This window comes from Desulfovibrio sp. TomC, from assembly GCF_000801335.2.
Lineage (GTDB): Bacteria > Desulfobacterota > Desulfovibrionia > Desulfovibrionales > Desulfovibrionaceae > Solidesulfovibrio.
In genome coordinates, this window is record NZ_JSEH01000012.1 from 1 (window position 1) to 20018 (window position 20018).

A 20018-nucleotide genomic window follows, 5' to 3' on the forward strand; every position below is an offset into this window, starting at 1 on the left:
GTCAAATGTTGCCCTCGCTCACCGTATTTTCTAAAACATCATTGATGCCAAATGTTTGCGACGACATTTTTCCAGCTTCCAGGATGTATCGGGTAATGGTCCAGGCCTCGTTGTCGATGACGTCGAGGTGGCCGTGGCAGCCCGCGTCAGTCACGGCGGCCAGGGCGTCTATGAAGCCATCGACATCGGCCCAGCGGCCTTCGTGTTCCAGGCGCAGCACGCCGTCGGCAAAGTCCGCCGTCTCAAAGGGGCATGCGGCGGCCAGCCCGGCCCCGGCCGTCTCGGTGAGGCCGCGCACTTCGCCGTAGACGCGCATGTCCGGCCCTACGGGCATGGCACGCCCTCGTCGGCCAGCAGACGTTTGGCCACGTTCAGGTCATACAACTCCAGCGGATCGGCGCCGGCACCGCGCTTTTTGTATTCCTCGGCCGCCGCCTCGATGTCGGGGTAGGGAATCCAGTCGTGGCGATCCCAGATCTCGGCGTGTTCGCTGTTCCAGAGGCGAAACTCGACCTGTCCGAAGCTCACCCGCACGTACATACGCACGCGCTTTTCCGTGGGATTGGGATAGTAGTAGATACCCAGCGTGTCTTTCATAATGTCCTTCTCATCTTTCTATACAAGCCCATCCGGCTTGAATGCTGTTTACAAAACCCCTTGAGGAACTTCCCCCTTTGCAGGGGTCCGGGGGGATCATTCCCCCGGCCGCCGGAGGCATCTCCCCTCTTCTCCCCCATCTACCCTCTCTCCAAGCTCTTCTCGAACTCCTCCAGCGTGCGCCGGGCGGTTTCGTCCCAGGAGAACAGGGCCGAGCGGGCCAGTCCCAGCCGGGCGCTCGTCTCCCGCAGGGCGTCGTCGACGGCCACCCGGGCGAGTGTTTCGCCCATGGACACGGGATCGGACGGCGCGTCGAGATAGATGCCGGCCTCGCCAGCCACTTCGGGCAGGCTGGTCAGCCGCGTGGTCACCACCGGACAGCGGCAGGCCATGGCCTCCAGCACCGGCAGGCCGAAGCCTTCGTAGATACTGGGATACACCAGGGCCAGGGCCTTGGAGTACAGCGCAGCCAGGGTGGCGTCGTCGCAGTAGCCCATTTCGATGGGGGGCGTGCCTTCCATGCGTTCGCCGGACCAGCCGCTCCAGCCGGCCGTGACCAGCGGTACGGACAGGCCGGCGGCAGCCAGGGCCTTGGGGATGACGTGCAGGTTCTTGCGCGGGTCGTTGGTGCCGACAAAGAGGAAATAGCGCTCGGGCACGCCGGCCGGCAAGGGGAGGTCCACGGGATGGAAGACCTCCGGTTCATGCGCGTTCCAGGTGACCCGGATGCGGGCCGGATCGAGATCGAGCAGCCGCACCATCTCGGCCTTGGTATACTTGGACACGGCCAAATACCGGGCCACGCCGGGCAGGCGCTTGTGGAAATAGCGGTTGAAGTAGCGCACCCGTTCGGCCGGATGGCGCTCGGGCATGGTCAGCAGCGACAGGTCGTGGACGGTAAAGACCGTGGCCACCCCAGGCGGCACGCGAAAGGGGAAGAAGGCGGCCTCATGATAGATGTCAAAGCCCTTGGCGGCCCGATAGAAGGCGGCCTCGCGCTGCCAGTGGCGGGCCAGACGCACGGCCAAGCCGACGGCCGGGGGGAGCTTCCACAAGAGGCTGGTCAGGTGCGAGCGGCCGGCCAGATTTTCCGGCGGCCGGGGCGGGGTGTCCGAGACGGCGCGGCCGTCGAAATAGGCGATGTCCAGCCGGTCACCGTAGGCCCGCTCCAGGGCGGCGTAGAGGCAGCGCAGGTAGCGGCCGATGCCGGTATTGACCGTGGCCAGGGGCACGGCGTTGACGATAACACGCAGTTTTCTCATTTTTTCTCTGGTGTGGGCTGCGAGCGGCCCGCCATGACCCGGGCAGCCACGGCCTGCATGTTGCGGATAAAAACGGCTGTGTCAAAGGCGGCGGCCCGACGTTGGCAAGCCTCGCGCATCCCAAGGGCCACGTCCGGCCCCAGTTCGGCCACGGCCCGGGCCACGTCGGCCGGCCCGGGGTCCGGCGGCAGCAGGATGCCGGTTTCACCGTGCACCACCGTCTCGGTCAGCCCGCCCTCGCGCACCCCAATGACCGGTTTGCCGGCGGCCATGGACTCCACCGGCGAGATGCCGAAATCCTCGTCGCGCGGAATGTAGATGGTGGCGATGGCCGTGCCGATCAGCCGGCGCAGCTCGGCCGCCTCGGTCCAGCCCCGGATCTCGATATTGGCGTGCCCGGCGGCGAGCTCCCGCACCCGGGCCAATTCCGAGCCGCCCGACACCACCACCAACCGCTTGTCCGGCAGGGCGGCAAAGGCTTCAACCACCACATCGACCCGCTTGAGCACATCCACCCGGGCCGTGGACAGGTAGAACGGCTCCTGCCCGAGGTTGGGAAAGGCGACGGTCGCCACCGGCGGATGGACCACCTCGGCCTCAAGGCCGAGAAATTGCCGGATGCGGCGGCGCACGGTCTGGGAATTGGCCACCACCGCGTCCATGGCCCGGATGGCCGTTTCATAGCGGCGGCGGTAGCGGGCGGCCAGGAGGCGGTAGGCCGGCCGGCGCAGCGGCGACTGGCGGGCCAGATAGAAATCGCGGTGGTCGTAGAGAATGCGCGGCGGGGTGTGGCAATAGAGCACTTGCGGCCCGGCGATGCGGCCATGGGCCAAGAGGGTCAGGGCGCCGCTGTGCAGAGCCAGGGGCACGTCCGTCCGGGGGAGGTGCTCAAAGGCCAGACACATGGCCAGGGTCGCGGACAGTCGCGCAGCCAGGGGATGGCGGCCGGGGGCGTCGAGGCTTTGCGGCAGGGCGCTGCCGAAATAGTCCGGGGCAAAAGCCGCCTGGTCGAAAACCCCGGTCATCAGATCGGCGTCAAAGGCCCGGGCCAGGGTGACGGCGACCTGTTCGCCGCCGCCGGGAAAGGCGAAGGCGTCGTGCAACACAAGCGAACGATGGGACATGGCGGCTCCTGCCGGGTTTTGCCGCCTGCGATAGCCCGGGACGCTGTCCCTGGCAATCCCCGACCCGTCCCGGACCTTGCACCGGACGCAAACAGTGTTACATTCCCTGGAAAGAACATCAGCCCAGGAGGCGGTCATGGCCGATGCAACAACCATTATGCTTGGCGGCGTGGAATGCGACTACGATCCACAGACCAAAATCGCCCTGATCTACTGCGCCAACTGTTCCGAGCGCAACGAGGTGGAGGTGTGGATCAATGAAGCCGGCGTCGTGGAATACGCCGGCTTTGTCTGTGAAAAGTGCGGTTTTTTCAACCCGCCCGAGGGATAACTCCTGCCTGTTGTCCATTCCGCTGTTGCCCCCGCCGGCGGCCTCGGCTACACCCAGAGCCACAGGAATCAGGCACGCTCGGGAGGCTTGCCGCCATGGAACAGGAAAATACCATCGCCTACTATTTGGATATGATCGAACGGGCTCCGAGTTATCAGGACCTCGTGTTCATCCGCAACCGGATCTTTGACGCCATTGAGGCCACCCTGCCCCAGGAAGACGTGGGGGTCATCAAGCGGGCCTGGACCGACCGGGCCAAGGATGAACGGGTGCCGGTGGTCCCGATAGGCCAGAAGAACACCGGCAACTGAACCTCCCCGGCCCCAGGGCGGGGAGGTGGTTACGGGCCGGGCTGACGGGTCAGATGGAGCGGCAGAGACGGCCCGGATTTCGGGGTGAAGACGGCCTCGGCCGTGTCAGGCCCGGTGAGCGTGCCTTTCAGCAGATGGCCGCTGCCATGCTGGGCCGCGAATTCCGCCCCCAGGATCACGCCGGCCACATGGTAGGTGTTGGACGTACCGCCCATGTCCGGGATGACGATCACGCCGAAAATCATGTCGTCCTTGCGGGTGAAACTGGCCGTGACCTGCTGGCCAAGGACCGTCGCCGACCAGTTGCCGACGATGCCGGCGTCCTTCTGGGCCGCAGCCGGCGAGGGCGTCCCCAGCCAGAGGACGGCCAGCAAGACCGCCATCAGAAGCATCAAACGGTTCATAGGAGCCCCTCGCGGCGCATGAGCGTCACGAACTTGGTCCGCACGGTTTTAAGCTCCAGGAGAATGGATTCCACCTGAGCGTAATGACTGGAAAAGCGAACGGCTCCGTCAAGTTCGCGCTGACGCTTGGCCAGTCGCTGATTGACGAAGTCGAGAAAGGCCTGGGGTCCGGATTCCTTACTCTCCAAAGGCAACTCCCGCATGTCGCCGGCGGGGCAAGAATTCGCCCGCGCCCTTATCCGGACCCGGGGTCCGATACGGCGGCGTCTTCGGGCTATAATCACGAACTGTCCGGCCATCAAGTCCAAAGGGTGGGAAACGGTCAGGGAAAAAAGCGGAAGCCGCCCAGGCCCAGGGAGTGGCCCAAGCGGCTTCCTAAAAAGGCCGTGGTGGCGTGTTGGGGGAGGAGGCTAGGGGGTGACCGCCACGGCCAGTGATTCGAAGCGGTTCGGGTTTTGGAAGGCCGCCCGCTTACGGGGTTCCTTTAGCAAGACAGGGGCCAACGCGCAGACATTTCGGATAAATATTTTTTTATCTGTAATTATAGTATGTTAACTGAGATACCCGAAAAAAATGCCGCCAAACCCGAGCAAAAAGCCGGCTGACGCCTTTCCTTTCGGTTAGCTTTTTTACAATCTTAATCTGTCCCATGCATATTTCCCGCCCCGGCCCCATACAAGCGCCCGGCGGATCGACCGGAGGCAAACACGCAGTGGTCAAACGCAGTATCGGAGATATCACCCCCGGCATGGTGGTCGGCCGGGACGTCAGTGGTCAGGACGGGGTGCTTCTGGCCCAGGGCGGCGTCACCCTCTCTGAGGAACACCTGCGCCTTATGCGGGCTTTTGGCGTACGCAACGTGGAAATAGCCAGCGACGACGACGGCGACGACGAGGCCGCCGTCAGACTGGAGATCGCCCGGGCGCGCTGCCGCGACCTGATGCGGCCCCGTTTCCAGGCCCTGGACCTGGAAAGCCCCTTTGGCCGGGCCGTCTTCGACCTGGCGGTCGGGCGCGCTGCGGCCCGGGCTTTGGCCGAAGGTCTGGACCTGGACACCGTGTCCGACGTCCCGACCCTCACCTGCCTGCCGCCGGAAGACCAACTTTTCGACACCTCGGCCGTGGACCCGGGCATCCTCGTCTCCGGCGAGGTGGAACTGGCCACCCTGCCCGAGGTGTATGTACGCCTGCTTGAGGCCCTGCACTCGGAAAAGGCCTCGTCCGGCGAGTTGGCCGACATTATCGGCCGCGACCCGAGCCTGACCGCCAAGCTGCTGCGGCTCGTCAACAGTCCGCTGTACGCCTCCCGGACCCCAGTCGACTCCATTGGCCGGGCCGTGTCCATGGTCGGCCAGAAAGAACTGACCACCCTGGTCACCGGGCTGGCCGCCGTGTCCGCCTTTTCCGACATCGCCCCGGGGTTGTGCGACATGCGCATGTTCTGGCGACACGCCGCCGCCTGCGGCACCTACGCCTCGCTTCTGGCCCAATCCGTGCCCGGGGCCGACCCGAACCGGACCTTTGTGGGCGGGCTGCTCCACGACATCGGCCAACTGGTGATCCTTTGCAAACTGCCGGCTGCGGCCGGCCGGGCCCTGCTCCTCTCCCGGGTTGAGGGACTGCCGGCCAGCGAGGCCGAGATCGCCGTGCTCGGGTTTGACCATGCCGCTGTCGGCCGGGCCTTGTTGACCAACTGGAACTTCCCGCCATCCCTGATCGCCATGACCGCCGACCATCATCACCCCGATGGCCTGCCCCAGTCCCGGGACACGGCCCTGGTCCATATTGCCGACATCCTGGCCACGGCCTGCGTCTGGCCGGCCCTGTCCGGACCGCCGACCCCGGCGGTTTCCGAGGCCGCCTGGCGCAGCCTCGGCCTGCCCGAGACCATTCTCCAAACCGTGGTCCAGGCCGGCGACGACCGAATCCGGGAGATCGAGTCCATCTTTTTGAGCGACACTGCCTCTCCTTCCCAGTAACCGAGGAGCCCTCATGACCACGGACAAGCCCCGCGTCGTCCCCCGTCGCCACCTCTTTCGCGCCCTGCTTGGCCGCGAAATTCCGACCGAGACGCCGCCGGCCACCCCGGGCAACGATCCCGTTGCCTCGCGCCCCGCCCCCCACGCCGCCGGCGACGCGGCCTACGCGCTTGGCGACTATCCCGCTGCCGTGGCCGCCTATCGGGAATCAGTGCGCGGCGACCTGTCCAATGTCCCGGTGCGGGCCAGACTCGGCTATGCCCTGTACGTCACCGGCCACCTTGTCCAGGCCCGGGTGGAGTTTGAGCACGGATTGCGACTCACCGACGGCGCGGATGCCTTTTGCCGTCTGGGACTCGGCCTGACCCTGATTGCCCTGGGCAAGGTTGAAAAAGCGGCTGACGTCCTGGAGCATTTTACGGCCCCGGATCTGGAGGAGTTGACCGCCCTGGCCCGGCGCATTGCCGGCCGCCTGCGCGCCGCCGAAATGACGGACCCGACGCCCCTGCGCCTGACCCTGGAGCGCTCGGCCCGGGCCATGGCCTTTTTACCGGAAACCGGCGCGGCCTGACCGGCCCGCCAGGGTCTCCGGTTGCACCTGTGTACCGTACACGCTATCGTGTACGGGTTATGGCAACCCACCCTTTTGGCGAACGGATTCGCAGCAGACGACTGGCCCGGCTGGCCGAAGACAACACCTTCACCCTGCGCCGACTGGCCGGACGCCTGGGCATCCAGCCCTCGTACCTAAGCCGGCTCGAACGCGGCGCTCCCCCGAGCCTTTCCGAGGACCACATCCAGGCCCTGGCCCGGGAACTCGGGGACGACGCCGACGCCTTGCTCGCCCTGGCCGGCAAGATTCCCGGCGACGTGCGCCGCCTGCTCCTGGATTCCCCGGAGCGGCTGGCCCAGGTGCGCGCCCTGGCCAAACCGTGTGCCCTGGGTCCCCAGGCCGACAACACCCCGCCCCGATTCTGGCAATCCTACCGGGAATCCCAGCGTTTGGCCCGGGTCGGCAGCTTCGTGCGCGATCTGGTCGCCAATGAAGACTTTTGGAGCGAGGAATTTTTCCGCATCTTCGGCCTGCCGCCGGGCAGCCCCACCCCGGACTTTGACCAATTTCTGGCCCTGGTCCATCCCGAAGACCAGCCGGCGGTCCTTGGCGTCCGGGCCAGACTGGCGGCCGGGGGCGAACCTGTCCATTACACCTACCGTTTCCGGCATAGCGACGGCTGCTGGCGCCATGCCAAGGCCGTGGCCCGGTGCGAATACGACGCTTCGGGACGCGTGTGGCGCATCCACGGCACGGTGCAGGACGTCACCACCGAGCGCCAGGCCCTGCTCGACCTGCGCTCGGTGGCCCAATTTCCCGAGGACAATCCCCACCCGGTGCTGCGCGTGGGCAAAGACGGCCGGCTGGCCTACGCCAACCAGGCCAGCGCCGCCCTGCTCAACGCGGCCGGTCTGGCCGTAGGCGAGTCCGTGGGATCGCTGCTCCTGGCCGAAGTCCAGGCCGCTCTGGACAGCGCCGCGCCCCGGGTGTTCGAGCTGCCCGTGGCCGAGGCCGTCCTTCGCATAACCGCCGTCCCCCTGCCCGCCCAAGGGCAGGTCAACCTCTACGGCTGCGACGTCACCGGCGAACGTACCGCCCAGGCCGCCCTCGAAGCGGTCCGCCGGGAATGCAGCGCCACAAATGCAAGCATGCTCCAGGCCGTTCTGGACGCCAGCCTGGATGCCATCACCTTCGTTTCCGCCGAGGGCCGTATTCTGCGGGCCAATAGCGCCATGGCCCGCGCCATGGGGCCGCCCTACGACAGCGATCCGGCCTTGCTCGTCGGTTTGCGCCGAAACGATGTCTTTGCCCCGGACACCGCCTTGGCGGTCGAACGCGACGATCAGGCCGTCATGACCCAGGCGGTGCCGCTTTTGGCCACACGGCCCATGGCCATCGTCACCCGCGACGGCATCACCCGCCGCCTGCTTCTGTCCCGCAGCCCGCTGCATGATGCGAACGGGAACGTCATCGGATTTTGCGCCGTCGGGCGCGACGTCACCGACTGGCACGACACCGCCAAGGCCCTGGCCGCCTCCGAAGCCCGCTACCAGCGCCTCATCGACGATGCCGTGCTGGGGGTTTTTCGCACGACCGTCGACGGCCGCATCCTGGCGGCCAATCCGGCCATGGCCCGGATGCTCGGCTACGACACGCCCAAGGAACTGATCGAACACATCGGCCATAATGTTGCCCTGGGATTTGAGGCCCCGCAGCGCCGGCAGGAGATTGTGGAGCGGCTGGCCGATGGCCATGGGCTGCTCAACTTCGATAATACCTACGTCTGCAAGGACGGCACCCGCATTATCGGCAGGCTCCACGCCCGCTTGGCCACTGACGAGAACGGCGAACGCGTGGTTGAAGGGTTCGTTGAAGACATCACCGAGCGCAAACGGGTCGAGGCAGAACTGGTGGCCAGCGAGGAACGCCTCAAGACCCATCTGCAAAACTTCCCCCTGCCCTCCTTCACCTTCGCCCTTGAGGACCGCCAACTCATCCTCACCAACGCCAACAAGGCGGCCGAAGCCCTGTTCCGGGGCCGCATCGGGGCCAGCCTCGGAGCTTCGGCCGAAGCCATGTTCGAAGAGGCCCCGGATGTCTATCTGGCCCTGTGGAACGCCTTCGAGAGCCGGCGCACCGACCGCCGCCGCCTGAGCCTGCGGCCGCCCGGCGCGTGCGAGGTCGGCCTGTTCGATATGACCTTTGTGTTCGTTTCGCCAGACACGGTGATCCTCCACGCCGAGGAGATTACAGCCATGGCCCGGATGCGCGAAAACCTGCATCGGACCTCGGAACAGCTGCGCTCCATCCTCGATCACGTCCCCTGCGCCATCTATTTCAAGGATACCGCCGGCCACTGCATCATGATCAACCGGGCCGTGGAAGAGGCCTTCGGCCGACCGGCGGCCGGGGTCGTCGGGCAGGCCCCCGGCTCCATCCACGAGCCGGAGGTGGCCGCCCGCATCGCCGAGGACGACCGCCGGGTACTCGAATCAGGCCGGGCCGACACGTTTGAAGAGGATGTGCTGGCCAAGGGGCAGGTCCGCCGGTTTCTCACCACCAAGGTGCCGCTCAAGGACGAACGAGGCGAACCCTATGCCATCTGCGGCATGTCGCTGGACATCACGGACCACAACAACCTGGAACAGGCCATCAAGAACGAGCGCGACACCCTGAAGGCCATCCTGGCCCATGTCCCCTATGCCGCCTTGCTTGCCTCGGCCGATGGCGGCGTGGTGTTTCTCAACCAGTATTTCATTGATCTGGTCGGCTACACTCTGGAAGATATCCCCGATCTTGCCGCCTGGTTGCCAAAGGCCTACCCGGACGAGTCCCTGCGCGCCCGGGTGGCGGCCGACTGGCTGACCGTCCAGGGCCGGAACTGCCATCGGATCTACCCCGTGCGCTGCGGCGACGGCCGGTCGCGCTGGATCGAGTTCAAGTCCGTGGCCCTGGGCGATGGTCGGATGCTGCTCACCTTATGCGAAGCCGACCCCCGGCCGCTGCCCGGCTGGGCGCGCCAGCCCGAAGCCGACGCCTGACGCTTGCGCGGCGCAGGCCATGCAAAAAGCCCGGCTCGCAACAGCACAGCCGGGCTTTTTCACGTCCGCAAGCGAAACCTTCAGTTCGCCGGCGGGGCAATGGCCCGGGAGAGCATCTCGGCCATTTCGGCGTTGAGCCGGACATTGGCGTGGCTGTCCACGCCGTTGACCACCAGATCCGCCGGGTTTTTACCGATCAGCATCGGGGTCATATCCAGGGTTTCAATGTTGCGCTCGGCGAAATACGCCGCCACCCGGGCGGTCATGGGCGCGCTGCCGGCCACGTCGGACAGGCTGGGGATAATAAGCGCCACCAAGCGGATGCGGCGCTCCCGGCACCAGTTGACAATGGCGTCGAGTTCCCCGGCATGAGCGGCAAAGACCGTGGGATCGGCATAGGCATCGCGCAGACGCTGCCAGAATCCCTTGGCCGCGTCGTCCACATTGCCCACCCGGGCCAGCCGCCAATAGGCGAAGTTGGCCAGCGCGAAATGATCGACCAGATAGTTGAGCGCCCGGCCCTGGGGAAACTGCACGGCAAAGGTCAGGGGATGCCCGTTTTTCTCGGCCGCCCGGTAGATGTCGTTGACGAAATAGGCCAAGACCACCACGTCCGGGGTCACCGGATAGGCGGCCAGGGCCTCGTATTCATCCACCGTGTCCCAACCGATCTTGGCGATGTTGACCACCCGCCAGCCCGCCCCGAGGCGCTGGCCGAGCCCATTGGCAAAACGGTCCTCGGCCCGGTTGATGCCATGGCCAGCCACAAAGGAATCACCCAGGACCGCCACAATTTTTTCATTGCCCGACCGGGGGGCCGGTTCCACGTCCCGATAGCCCAGAGAATTGATTGGCTGCCAGTAGTGGGCAAACCACTGGCGACTGGACATGGTAATATTGAAGCCGTCGGATTGGACAAAGAAAAAGGCCATGAAGACTTCGAGCAGCAACAGGACCACCACCACGGCGTCCACAGCCACGAGCACCCCCATGCCGGTCGAGCGCCCCCGCCCCCGGCGCAGCCGGGACAGAAAAAGTCCGGCCAGCACATTGAGCGCGACCAGTCCCAGGAAAACGTACAGCAGGTGCAGCATGGCTCAGCCGGCTGCCTTGGCGCGGTCCTTGCGCCAGGATTTTTCCTGGCCGGCCCGCAGCCGGGCGATGTTGTCGCGGTGCTTGTAAATAATGAGCGCCGCCACAACCCCGGCGGCCGGGACCAGGGGGACCGGGCCAAGGACGGCGCACAGGACCGGCACAGCCACAGCCAGGACCAGGGAACCGGCCGAGACGTAGCCCGACAGCCAGATGACGGCCACGCAGGCAGCCACGGCCAGCAAGGCCACGACCGGAGCCGCGCCCAAAAAGACGCCAATGGTGGTGGCCACGCCCTTGCCGCCCTTGCCGTACAGGAACACCGAAAACATGTGCCCGACCACGGCCGCCACCAGGACCAGGGAGACGAAGACCGGCGAATCGGACATGGCCCGGGCGCACAGGACCGGCACGAGTCCCTTGGCCAGATCGAGCAGCAGGGTCAGGACGCCGAGCTTGGTGCCGCACAGCCGCGACACGTTGGTGGCTCCGGTGTTGCGACTGCCGGCCAGCCTGGGGTCAATGCCGCAGCCCACCAGGGCCACGAGCAAACCAAAAGGAAAGGCGGCCACCAGATAGGTCAACAGGATAAAACCAAGAGAGGCCATGGTACACTCGCTTTGCCGGCTGCCCGGGTCAGGACGCGCCGGCCTCCGTAAAGAGCTGTTCATCCGGCAGGCTGGCTGGAATTTCTTCCGCGCCAAACACCCGCAGTTCATTGGTCAGCGGATCAATCCTGCCCAAACGTAGCGCATACCGCTGGCCGATGTAAATCGTATCGCCCAGCGTGTCCCGGGTGGCCCGGACATAGATCTGCATATCCGGCAGGGACAGGGAGACAAACGCGCCGTTGCTGTCCACCACCACGCCCTCAAACGTGCGTTCCTTGCAGGTGCGCTGCAGGAACAGGAGCTTCCAGTAGCGCGGCCGGAAACGCTGGACCCGGCCCACGGCCTCGATGCGGGCCGAGAGCTGGGGCAGCCGGGCCTCAAGCTCCCCCCGGCTCCAGCGCGGCGCGCCGGTGCGCAGCAGCCATTCGAGCTGGGCCAGATTGATCAGATCGCCGTAGCGGCGAAGCGGCGAGGTCACCGGCGCATAGGCCGCCGCAGCCAGGGTGGCGTGGGGCCTTGGGTCCGGCTCGGTGAGCGTCGGCGGCAGCTCGCGCACCGCCCGCTGGATGGCCGGCGGATCGCTGTGCACGCCCCGGACTTCCGGCGGCAACTGTGCGTCCTGGGTGCGGAAGAGCATGGCCGCGCCATGGGAGACGGCGTACTCGGCGGCAGCGGTGTTGCCGAGGATCATAAACTCGCTGACCAGCAACTGGGCCTTGGGATAGCTCGGGCAAACGGCCATATCCACCTGGGCGGCGTCCGGAAACCCGGTCAGGATGATCTCCGGCTCGGGCCGTTCGATAATGACCGCGCCCCGATCCAGGCGCTGCTGGCGCAGCATGGCCGCCAACCGCGCCCCCAGGACGATATGGGCCGGCGCATCGCCCCGGTCCAGGGCCGCCTCAACCACGGCGTAGCAGGTGTTTTCCGCCACCCGGACAAAGGTCTTGCGCATGGCAAAACCGTTGACTGCGCCGTCGGCGGCAAACTCCCATTCCATCAGAAGCGAGGGCCGGACCTCGCCGGCCCGCAGGCTGTAGAGGTCGGTGCCAAGGGACTCGGGCAGCATGTGGCTGACGCCCTCGGGCAGATACAGGCTTGAGGCCCGGTGGGCCACGGCCGTATCCAGCGGACCGCCAAACTCCCAATCCAGGGCCGGATCGGCCAGGGCCAGACACAGGCGGATGTTGCCGTCGGGCAGTACCTCGGCGAAAAAGGCATCATCAATGTCCCGGGTGGTGGGGGAATCGATGCTGACAAAGGGAATCGGCTCCGGCTCCCGGGTCAGGGCGGCCAGCCCCTGGCGTCGGGCTTCGATCTCGTCGGCATAGGGCTGCCACCAGCTGTCGCCGGCATCGTAGTCGGCCTGATCGAGATGGTAGTTGTGGTGTGGCGAGACGATGCCCCACTGGCCGGCCAGAATGAGCGGCAGGAAGGGATGCTCGGGCAGGCCCTTTCGCAGCATGGCCCACAGGGTGGACACCTCCTGGTCGTCGGCGTCGGCAATGAGCCGGCGCAGCAGATCGGCCAGCCTGGTCGCGGCTTCGGGATCGAGCTTGGCAGCCAGGGCCGCGCCTTTCTTGCGGTCGGCCGACGCCCAGCCCTGCCAGAGTTCCTTGAAAAAGGTCTGGCCGGCCACGACAACCTTTTCGCGCTCCTCGGCCGCCGCCGCCTCGGTCAGCCGGCGCTCGACCACCTCGGCCGAGTAGACCTCGAACTTGGGCGGATGGAACTTGAAATGGGTCTTGCAGCCGAGTAGCGCCCGGCCCATGGCCGCCACGGCGTCCACGTCCGGCGTTTCGCCGACCAGGCCGGCAAACCACTCGGCCGACTCCTCGCGCACCTCGCCCTGAGCCAACTCCCACAGTTCCAGCGGCTCAATGGCCTTGGCCGCGGCCTCGCGCCGCGCCTGATGGCTGGCCAGGATCTCGGAAATTTCGCTTCTGTCCCTGGCCCCGTCATAGCGCGGCCCCATCCACGGCAACACCCGCGAGGCCGCCATCTTCTCCTCGCGGTGGGTGAGCGTGTAGACCCGAAGCCGACCCGAAGATTCCTCCAGCACCCAGGCCACCTGGCTCTGGTTACCCTGCATGAACTCCACCAGACACCCCGGTCCGGCATACCGTTCCAACGCCATTTATAGTCCTTCTGCTTCGCGCCCAAGGCCGCCGCCGCCGCCGGAGTATGAGAACAAGATGCCTCCGGCGGCGGGGGGATGATCCCCCCGGACCCCTGCAACGGGAAAAATTATTATAGAGGGAGGGTCCGGGAGGGGGTTACCCCCTCCCGGCCGCCGGAGGCATCTTCTGCCTTTTCTTTTTCTTTAATGTCGAAACGACCGCTGGCCGGTAAAGACCATGGCCACTTGGGGCGTGGCCTCGTTGCAGGCGGCGATGACTTCCGTGTCGCGGATGGAGCCGCCGGGCTGGGCAATGGCCGTGACCCCGGCCGCGATGCACAGGTCCACGCCGTCACGGAAGGGGAAAAAGCCGTCGGACACCACCACCGAACCGGCCAGTCCGCCACAGGTGGCCTCGGTGCGGGCCTTGATTTCATCCAGGCTGACCTTGGCCTCGGGGTCGGCGGCGGCCTTCTGGGTCAGCTCATACAGCGACAGTTTGTGGGCGGCAAAGGCCAGCCCGTCGGCGTACTTGGTCTTGGCCTTGAAAATGGTCAGCTCCACCACCCCGACCCGGTCCTGTTCGCCCGTGCCGATGGCCACCGTGGCCCCGTTGCGGACAAAGATCACCGAGTTGGAGGTGACCCCGGCTTCGATGGCCCAGGCAAAGAGCAGATCCTCGGCCTCCTGCTTCGACGGCGCGCGGGCCACAACCGAGGTCCCGGCCTTGTCCGTGGCCTCGGCCGGCAGGAAATCGTCCACCGATAAGATGCGGTTTCGAAAGGAAAACTGGACGACCAGCCCGCCGTCGGCCAGGGATTTCATATCCAGATAGGGCTGTCCCACCAGTTTTTCCAGCTGGGCAAGGCCCGGCAGCTTGAAAATGCGCAGGTTCTTTTTGGACTTGAGGATGGCCAGCGCCTCCGGCTCATAGTCCGGGGCGGCCACCACTTCGAAATAGACGGCGTTTATCTGTTCGGCCGTGGCCACGTCCAGGGTGCGGTTGACCACGATGGCCCCGCCAAAGGCGGCAATGCGGTCGGACGCAAAAGCGGCCGTAAACGCGGCGGCAAGGCCGGCATCGGACCAGGCTGCGCCGCAGGGATTGTTGTGTTTGAGGATAACGGCGGCCGGCTTGGCGGTCAGGTACTGGAGAATGTTGACGCCGTTGTCCACGTCGGTGAGATTGGTCTTGCCGGGATGTTTGCCGGACTGGAGCAGATGCTCCTCCGTGGCCGCACACACCAGCCCGTCGCCAGGACCCCGAAATTCCACGCCGCCCAGATTCAGCCGGCCGGAAACCGGCGCATACAGCGCGGCAGGCTGGTCCGGGTTTTCCCCGTAGCGCAGGCCCTTCTCCTGGCCGTCGATGGTCCAGGTGCGCTTGGCAAAGGCCATCTCGGCATCGCCCAGGCGAATGACCAATTCAGACGGGAAAGGATCCTCCACCATGGTGGTGTACATTTTTTTGAGGTCGCTCATGGCTAGACCGCTCCTTGTCGCATACGTGCAAGCGTGCCTAGCACAGGCGGGGCACAGGGGCAAATTGCATTTGGAAGCCCGGTCCAATTCTGCTAACAAGGCCTGTCCGCGGCGCATGACGCCGCAGTTTTTCCGGGCAAGGGAGTTGTCGTGGAACAGGTGTTGCTCAAGATGGCCAAGCAGCTTCGGGCCTTTGACGAAGCGTCGCTCATGGCGCTTTGGGACAAGTATTCCGAAACGGTCGAACATTTCGAACCGTCCCAACGCTGGGAAGAAGCCGTCCTGGTCCTGGCCATGATCCAGGGAATGCGTTTTAAAAACCAATTGTTCAATCATCACTGGGCACAAGGCCGCCAGCCAGGGGAACCAGCCGCCCCTTTGCCGGTTGCTGCTGCGCCGGACATCAGCGCCGCGCCGCCGGCCGGCAAAAAAGCCGGAGCCAAACGCCAACACCAGGGCAAAGTCCTGGCGTTTCGTCCCAAAGATGGAGGAGAATCATAACATGGCCGAATTTCCCAAATCGCAGGCCCCTGGGGCCGGGCACGGCATCGTCATCCACGGCGCGCAATGGGGCGACGAAGGCAAAGGCAAAATCGTCGATCTGCTGACCGAATCGGCCAAAGCCGTGGTCCGCTTCCAGGGCGGCAACAACGCCGGCCATACCCTGGTCGTCGGCGGCGAGAAAACCGTCCTGCACCTGCTCCCCTCCGGCATCCTCCACCAGGGCAAGGCCTGCCTGATCGGCAACGGCGTCGTGCTCGACCCCGAAGTGCTGTGCCAGGAAATGGACACTCTGGCCAAAAAAGGCATTGATGTTTCGCCCGAACGCCTGGTCATCTCCAAAAAGACCCACGTCATCATGCCGTATCACCGCCTCCTCGACGGAGCGCGCGAAACCCTGCGGGCCGGCTCCAAAATAGGCACCACCGGCCGGGGCATCGGTCCCTGCTACGAAGACAAAATGGCCCGCATCGGCATCCGCGCCGGCGACTTTGCCGACCCGGACCTCCTGGCCAAAAAAATCGCCCAGGCGCTGATTGAGAAAAACGCGCTTTTCACCAAGCTCTACGAACTGCCGGCCCTTGATCCCGGCGCAGTGGCCGAGGCCCTGGCCCCGGTGGCCAAACGCCTCGTCCCCTACCTTGGCGACGTGTCCTCCATCATCCAGAAGACCCTGGCCAGCGGCGACGTGCTGTTTGAAGGGGCGCAAGGCACCCACCTCGACATCGACCACGGCACCTACCCCTTCGTGACCTCGTCCAATACCGTTTCCGGCCAGGCCGCCGCCGGCAGCGGCTGCGCCCCGGCCGTGCTCTCCCGCGTCGTGGCCGTGGTCAAAGCCTACACCACCCGCGTCGGTTCCGGCCCGTTCCCCACCGAACTCTTCGGCACCATCGGCGACTACCTCCAGTCCAAGGGCGGTGAATTCGGGGCCACCACCGGCCGCAAACGCCGCTGCGGCTGGCTCGACCTCGTGCTCCTGCGCGAATCGGCCCGGCTGTCCGGCCCGACCGACATCGCCCTGACCAAGCTCGATGTCTTAAGCGGCCTGTTTGAAATCAAAATCTGCATCGGCTACCGCTACAAAGGCAAAGTCTACGAATACCCGCCCCAGGAAGAAGGCGCGCTGGAATTCGTCGAACCGATCTACGAAACCATGCCCGGCTGGGAAGAAGACATCACCGGGATCACTGCCTGGGAAGACCTGCCGCTGGCCGCCCGGGAATACGTGTCGCGCATCGAACAGTCGCTTAAAACCACCTGCTCCATCATCTCCGTCGGCCCCGACCGCCGGCAGACGATCATTCGCGGGTAAGCCGGAGCCAGGGGCGCTGCCCTGCACCCGCCGGGGGGGTCACCCCCCCGGCCCCCCGGATGGATGGGGTGGGCGAACGCTCGAGTTGCAGGCTAGAAGTATGGACGGCAGCGGAAGGCTGCCTCTGATGGGGGTGGAAGGGACGCCGATGTTGACGCCGCTGTCGCGGCAGGCGCAGCGGCACCCCTTTTGCCCCCAATCTTGTTGTCGCAACCGTTGCGAAAGGCCAAACCACGATGACGACCGCCGCTAGACCGTTTCCCTTTGGCGTCCCTGTGCGCCAGTCCCACGTGCTGGCCGGCCTGGACGCTTTGGCCCGGGCCATCCCCCAGGCGCTTATTCTGGAGGGCGGCACAGCCAACGAGCGTTCGGCCATGGCCATGTGGCTGGCGGCGCGGCTCAATTGCCGGGCCGACTTGCCGCCGTGCGGGGTCTGTCCGGTCTGCGTGCAGATCCGAGATCTGGTCTTTCTGGATTTGCAGGTTTTCGACGGCGGCGTGGAGACGATCAAGGTGGCGGACATGCGCGAGGTGCGCACGCTGGTGGGCGAGCCGCCGCGCGGGGCTGGCTGGCGGGTGATTATCCTGGCCGAAGCCCAGGGATTGACGGACGAAGCGGCCAATGCGCTCCTCAAAGCCATGGAGGAGCCGCGTCCGGGCAATGTTTTCGTGTTGTTGTCGCCCCAGCGGGAACGACTGTTTCCGACATTGGTCTCACGGTCGTTTGTGATGACCCTGGCCTGGCCGGATGCGTCGGTGTCGTTGCCGACCGGCGGCGAGGACGATCCCTGGCCGGTGCTGGACGCCCTCTATGGTTTCTGGCGTTCGGGCCGGGGCTGGTTTACCGGGGTGAAGGGCCGGCCGACGCGGCTGACGGCCGAACGGGTGCTGACCGAATTGTCGCGTGAGCTGGCCGGCTTTCTGGCCGGGCGCACGGACACGCCGTTTACGGCCCGGCTTGGGGTCTGCGGTGATCCGGACGTGCCGCGCCGCATGGATGTGCTATTGGCCGAGTGCCAGGAGGCGCTTATCGCCATGGTCAATCCGGCCGTGGTGCTCGACCGGCTGGCCACCCGGGCTTATTTATGGTTGCGGGGCTAGTTGGCCGTAGCGCCCTGCCCTGGGGTTTCGGTCGGGTAGCAGACGATTTCAAAGCGCCGCCAGGGTGGGGTTATTGATTCGGCAAACACCCAGGCCTGATCGCGCAGCCGCAACCGCAGATAGAGTTGTCGGGCCGGCTCCGTGCGCAGATCGAGTTCACTGAAGCGGCTCGCTTCAAAACCTTCCGGCTCTTTGAGATCTTTGTCCGAGGCAAACTGCAGCTGTCGAAACACGGTGTTGTCGCGGGACCAGGCCAGTTCCATATACCCGCTGGCCGGCGCAAACAGTCGGCTAAACAGGGTGACTGTCACCTGATCCAGGGGCACGGTACTTTCAAGGCGCACGAGCAGTTCGCCAAACGGCCCATGGGCCAGATCCGGCCGCAGCCCGTCGATACGGTTGCCGCCCGCCATATCCACCGAAAAGAATTCCAGATTTTCATTGTGTATCGGGGTTACCGACACCGGACCGTTGCCGGCCGGCAGAATGCCTTGCGGCCCCAGGGCCAGGGTCAGGGCAATGGGATTCTGGTAGCCAAAGGGAACGGCACAGGGCCGGACAACAACCCCGCCGGGCCTGACGGCGGCATCGGGCGCAAAAGCCTCAGCCACGGACTTGGCCAGAATGGTGTTGCCCTCGGCATTGAGGTGCCCGTTTCGGGGAACCAGAAAATAGCGGTCCGGATTGCCATTGGACATGGCCCGCAGCGTTCTGGCCAAATCAATGAGCGGGATGGCGTTTTCCCGGCAAAAAGGAACCAGGGCGGCGGCCGGGGCATTTTTATCCTCGCGCACTTGGTCCATATCCGGGGCCAGGACAAGGAGGAAGGCTGCGCCGCTGTCGCCCACTTCGTTTCGCAGCATGGCCAACGCCTGCCGGTAATTCTTCCAGAAGCGACCCATGGCCGGAACACTGGCCGCGGATAGAAGGGCAGACTTGTCGTTGAGCAGTTCTTTTTCCATCCCCGAGGCCTGCAGGCGAAAGGCGCGAAACGGGTCGGACCGGGCCGGTCCCGAGCCGACGCTTCGGGCCGGGACCGACCCAAGCCTTCTCAAACCGGGAAACTGGCTGTCGAGCCAGGTATTGAGGCGTCGTTCCACGGCTTCCCGACCGATGCTCTGATCGAAGGCATTGTACAGGCCGCCCTGGCGGACCTTGAGATCCTGGCGAAAAAAAGATCCGGCCATGGCTTCGAGGTCGTTGCTGTAAAACTGGAGCACCACCACGTCGGCAGCCAGATAGCGGCCTTTGTCCCGGTAGTAGGAAAGCTCGTCAAAGATGTCGTAAAACGGAATGCCGGCGTTGATGACTTCCACGCTCCGGTCCGGGAATCGTTCTTGGAGGTAGATTTGGAGCAGGGCCGGATAGGTTTGCTCGTCATTGACGCCGACGCCATAGGTGAAGGAATCGCCGAGGCACAGGACGCGCAGCGCAGGCCTGGAATCGGCAGCCGGCCGGGGACCGCTGCTGCGAAACCCCTGGGCATCGGTGGACACGGCGTAGGGCAGATTCGGAATTTCCCGGGAGACGGTGTCCAGGCGCGGTTCGAGGTCGCCGGCTACATTGTTGTAGGCGCGGGGTTCCGCCTGGATCGGCGGGGCGGTATCCGTGATGCGCCAGAAGGCCCGGGTAGCCAGATGGACGCTTATACAGGCGAGAAAGACGGCAATGCCGGCCAAAACGGTCAGCCGTCTGAGGCCGCCTGCGGCGGGGCGGGTAATCATTGGAAGCGGGATACCCGGCCCGGGTGCAAACAGCAAGCGCCCGTTCGCCGGAAACCGACGAACGGGCGCCTGGGTATCAGGTTTCGATCAGGAAACGGCTATTCGGCAGCTTCCTTTTTCTTTTTCTTGGGCACGCCCTGGTAGGACATGGTCTGCTTTTCCGTGGCCACCTGGCGGTGGTCGTTGGTCATGGACAGGCAGCCGGTGGGGCAGACGTCCACGCACACGCCGCAGTACACGCAGCTCATGGCTTCGCAGGTCCAGGTGCCGGCCTTGTTGTCGACGGCGATGCACTGGGACGGGCATTTGATCATGCAGGTCCGGCAGAAGATGCATTCGTCGATATTGATGTGCAACGTCCCCCGAAACCCCTCGAAATGGCCCCGCACGGCAAACGGATAGAGCCTCGTGGAGCTTTTGGCGAAGAGGTTCGCGACGACGTTTTTGGTCATGTTGAACATGGAAACGCGCTC

The 20018-nt window shown here is 65.3% G+C and carries 20 protein-coding genes; 8 read left to right on the forward strand and 12 right to left on the reverse strand.

Annotated elements, in window-relative coordinates; translation table 11 throughout:
- Window position 1: 1 nt before the first annotated feature.
- The 4 genes from NY78_RS12625 to NY78_RS12640 form a co-directional block, all read right to left on the reverse strand.
- The gene (locus NY78_RS12625; protein ID WP_043636498.1) at window positions 2–334 is read right to left on the reverse strand and encodes a hypothetical protein; all 333 of its coding nucleotides are present in this window, start codon (window positions 332–334) and stop codon (window positions 2–4) included.
- Complete coding sequence (locus NY78_RS12630; RefSeq protein WP_043636501.1) at window positions 325–597, reverse strand: hypothetical protein; 273 nt, start codon at window positions 595–597, stop codon at window positions 325–327. The genes NY78_RS12625 and NY78_RS12630 overlap by 10 nt, the downstream gene beginning before the upstream one ends.
- Window positions 598–737: 140 nt before the next feature.
- Window positions 738–1859: a glycosyltransferase family 4 protein gene (locus tag NY78_RS12635; protein ID WP_043636503.1), complete on the reverse strand. Its 1122-nt coding sequence runs from the start codon at window positions 1857–1859 to the stop codon at window positions 738–740.
- Complete coding sequence (locus NY78_RS12640; RefSeq protein ID WP_043636504.1) at window positions 1856–2983, reverse strand: glycosyltransferase; 1128 nt, start codon at window positions 2981–2983, stop codon at window positions 1856–1858. The genes NY78_RS12635 and NY78_RS12640 overlap by 4 nt, the downstream gene beginning before the upstream one ends.
- Before the next feature lie 136 nt (window positions 2984–3119).
- Here NY78_RS12640 and NY78_RS12645 point away from each other — a divergent pair, with 136 nt between their 5' ends.
- Together NY78_RS12645 and NY78_RS12650 are read left to right on the forward strand one after the other, a co-directional pair.
- Entirely contained in the window at window positions 3120–3314 is a 195-nt protein-coding gene (locus tag NY78_RS12645) for a hypothetical protein (protein WP_043636506.1), read from the forward strand.
- A gap of 95 nt (window positions 3315–3409) precedes the next feature.
- Window positions 3410–3625, forward strand: a complete 216-nt coding sequence (locus NY78_RS12650) for a hypothetical protein (protein WP_043636509.1) — start codon at window positions 3410–3412, stop codon at window positions 3623–3625.
- 29 nt (window positions 3626–3654) lie between these two features.
- Here the strand turns inward: NY78_RS12650 and NY78_RS12655 are convergent, their stop codons facing one another.
- A complete protein-coding gene (locus NY78_RS12655; protein ID WP_043636512.1) occupies window positions 3655–4029 on the reverse strand; it encodes a hypothetical protein in 375 nt (124 codons plus the stop codon).
- Window positions 4026–4217, reverse strand: a complete 192-nt coding sequence (locus NY78_RS12660; RefSeq protein ID WP_231583989.1) for a hypothetical protein — start codon at window positions 4215–4217, stop codon at window positions 4026–4028. Before NY78_RS12660 ends, NY78_RS12655 begins: the two co-directional genes overlap by 4 nt.
- A 524-nt stretch (window positions 4218–4741) precedes the next feature.
- Here NY78_RS12660 and NY78_RS12665 point away from each other — a divergent pair.
- The 3 genes from NY78_RS12665 to NY78_RS12675 are packed head-to-tail and all read left to right on the forward strand — an operon-like array spanning window position 4742 to window position 9601.
- A complete protein-coding gene (locus NY78_RS12665; RefSeq protein ID WP_043636516.1) occupies window positions 4742–6007 on the forward strand; it encodes an HDOD domain-containing protein in 1266 nt (421 codons plus the stop codon).
- 13 nt (window positions 6008–6020) lie between these two features.
- Window positions 6021–6578 carry a tetratricopeptide repeat protein gene (locus tag NY78_RS12670; RefSeq protein ID WP_043636519.1) on the forward strand — a complete coding sequence of 186 codons (558 nt, stop codon included), beginning with the start codon at window positions 6021–6023 and terminating at the stop codon, window positions 6576–6578.
- Between the two features lie 59 nt (window positions 6579–6637).
- Window positions 6638–9601 (forward strand): PAS domain S-box protein, encoded by a 2964-nt coding sequence (locus tag NY78_RS12675; RefSeq protein ID WP_043636522.1) that lies wholly within the window; start codon window positions 6638–6640, stop codon window positions 9599–9601.
- An 80-nt stretch (window positions 9602–9681) separates the two neighbouring features.
- Here NY78_RS12675 and NY78_RS12680 read toward each other — a convergent pair whose 3' ends face one another.
- The 4 genes from NY78_RS12680 to NY78_RS12695 form a co-directional block, all read right to left on the reverse strand.
- The gene (locus NY78_RS12680) at window positions 9682–10695 is read right to left on the reverse strand and encodes an SGNH/GDSL hydrolase family protein (RefSeq protein ID WP_043636524.1); all 1014 of its coding nucleotides are present in this window, start codon (window positions 10693–10695) and stop codon (window positions 9682–9684) included.
- A 3-nt stretch (window positions 10696–10698) separates the two neighbouring features.
- Entirely contained in the window at window positions 10699–11301 is a 603-nt protein-coding gene (gene plsY / locus NY78_RS12685) for a glycerol-3-phosphate 1-O-acyltransferase PlsY (protein WP_043636527.1), read from the reverse strand.
- A gap of 28 nt (window positions 11302–11329) precedes the next feature.
- Window positions 11330–13441 (reverse strand): ribonuclease catalytic domain-containing protein, encoded by a 2112-nt coding sequence (locus NY78_RS12690; protein ID WP_043636529.1) that lies wholly within the window; start codon window positions 13439–13441, stop codon window positions 11330–11332.
- A gap of 186 nt (window positions 13442–13627) precedes the next feature.
- On the reverse strand, window positions 13628–14905 hold the full coding sequence (locus tag NY78_RS12695; RefSeq protein ID WP_043636532.1) for an IMP cyclohydrolase: 1278 nt from the start codon (window positions 14903–14905) through the stop codon (window positions 13628–13630).
- Window positions 14906–15055: 150 nt separating this feature from the next.
- Between NY78_RS12695 and NY78_RS12700 the strand changes: the two genes are divergently transcribed.
- The 3 genes from NY78_RS12700 to NY78_RS12710 all read left to right on the forward strand — a co-directional run bounded on the left by NY78_RS12700 (window position 15056) and on the right by NY78_RS12710 (window position 17821).
- Window positions 15056–15406: a hypothetical protein gene (locus NY78_RS12700; protein ID WP_043636534.1), complete on the forward strand. Its 351-nt coding sequence runs from the start codon at window positions 15056–15058 to the stop codon at window positions 15404–15406.
- A gap of 1 nt (window position 15407) precedes the next feature.
- Window positions 15408–16721: an adenylosuccinate synthase gene (locus NY78_RS12705; protein ID WP_043636537.1), complete on the forward strand. Its 1314-nt coding sequence runs from the start codon at window positions 15408–15410 to the stop codon at window positions 16719–16721.
- Window positions 16722–16957: 236 nt separating this feature from the next.
- The gene (locus NY78_RS12710; RefSeq protein WP_043636539.1) at window positions 16958–17821 is read left to right on the forward strand and encodes a DNA polymerase III subunit delta'; all 864 of its coding nucleotides are present in this window, start codon (window positions 16958–16960) and stop codon (window positions 17819–17821) included.
- On the opposite strand, the gene NY78_RS12715 is transcribed toward NY78_RS12710, so the two are convergent.
- Complete coding sequence (locus NY78_RS12715) at window positions 17818–19545, reverse strand: SGNH/GDSL hydrolase family protein (RefSeq protein WP_043636542.1); 1728 nt, start codon at window positions 19543–19545, stop codon at window positions 17818–17820. The genes NY78_RS12710 and NY78_RS12715 overlap by 4 nt on opposite strands.
- 98 nt (window positions 19546–19643) lie before the next feature.
- The gene (locus NY78_RS12720; protein ID WP_043636544.1) at window positions 19644–20006 is read right to left on the reverse strand and encodes a 4Fe-4S binding protein; all 363 of its coding nucleotides are present in this window, start codon (window positions 20004–20006) and stop codon (window positions 19644–19646) included.
- Between the last annotated feature and the right edge of the window lie 12 nt (window positions 20007–20018).

Excerpts from the sequence above, each read along its gene's own strand:
- NY78_RS12625 (WP_043636498.1), bottom strand. The coding sequence starts at position 334 with ATGCCCGTAGGGCCGGACATGCGCGTCTACGGCGAAGTGCGCGGCCTC.
- NY78_RS12630 (WP_043636501.1), bottom strand. The coding sequence starts at position 597 with ATGAAAGACACGCTGGGTATCTACTACTATCCCAATCCCACGGAAAAG.
- NY78_RS12635 (WP_043636503.1), bottom strand. The coding sequence starts at position 1,859 with ATGAGAAAACTGCGTGTTATCGTCAACGCCGTGCCCCTGGCCACGGTC.
- NY78_RS12640 (WP_043636504.1), bottom strand. The coding sequence starts at position 2,983 with ATGTCCCATCGTTCGCTTGTGTTGCACGACGCCTTCGCCTTTCCCGGC.
- NY78_RS12645 (WP_043636506.1), top strand. The coding sequence starts at position 3,120 with ATGGCCGATGCAACAACCATTATGCTTGGCGGCGTGGAATGCGACTAC.
- NY78_RS12650 (WP_043636509.1), top strand. The coding sequence starts at position 3,410 with ATGGAACAGGAAAATACCATCGCCTACTATTTGGATATGATCGAACGG.
- NY78_RS12655 (WP_043636512.1), bottom strand. The coding sequence starts at position 4,029 with ATGAACCGTTTGATGCTTCTGATGGCGGTCTTGCTGGCCGTCCTCTGG.
- NY78_RS12670 (WP_043636519.1), top strand. The coding sequence starts at position 6,021 with ATGACCACGGACAAGCCCCGCGTCGTCCCCCGTCGCCACCTCTTTCGC.
- NY78_RS12675 (WP_043636522.1), top strand. The coding sequence starts at position 6,638 with ATGGCAACCCACCCTTTTGGCGAACGGATTCGCAGCAGACGACTGGCC.
- NY78_RS12680 (WP_043636524.1), bottom strand. The coding sequence starts at position 10,695 with ATGCTGCACCTGCTGTACGTTTTCCTGGGACTGGTCGCGCTCAATGTG.
- plsY (WP_043636527.1), bottom strand. The coding sequence starts at position 11,301 with ATGGCCTCTCTTGGTTTTATCCTGTTGACCTATCTGGTGGCCGCCTTT.
- NY78_RS12690 (WP_043636529.1), bottom strand. The coding sequence starts at position 13,441 with ATGGCGTTGGAACGGTATGCCGGACCGGGGTGTCTGGTGGAGTTCATG.
- NY78_RS12695 (WP_043636532.1), bottom strand. The coding sequence starts at position 14,905 with ATGAGCGACCTCAAAAAAATGTACACCACCATGGTGGAGGATCCTTTC.
- NY78_RS12705 (WP_043636537.1), top strand. The coding sequence starts at position 15,408 with ATGGCCGAATTTCCCAAATCGCAGGCCCCTGGGGCCGGGCACGGCATC.
- NY78_RS12710 (WP_043636539.1), top strand. The coding sequence starts at position 16,958 with ATGACGACCGCCGCTAGACCGTTTCCCTTTGGCGTCCCTGTGCGCCAG.
- NY78_RS12715 (WP_043636542.1), bottom strand. The coding sequence starts at position 19,545 with ATGATTACCCGCCCCGCCGCAGGCGGCCTCAGACGGCTGACCGTTTTG.
- NY78_RS12720 (WP_043636544.1), bottom strand. The coding sequence starts at position 20,006 with ATGTTCAACATGACCAAAAACGTCGTCGCGAACCTCTTCGCCAAAAGC.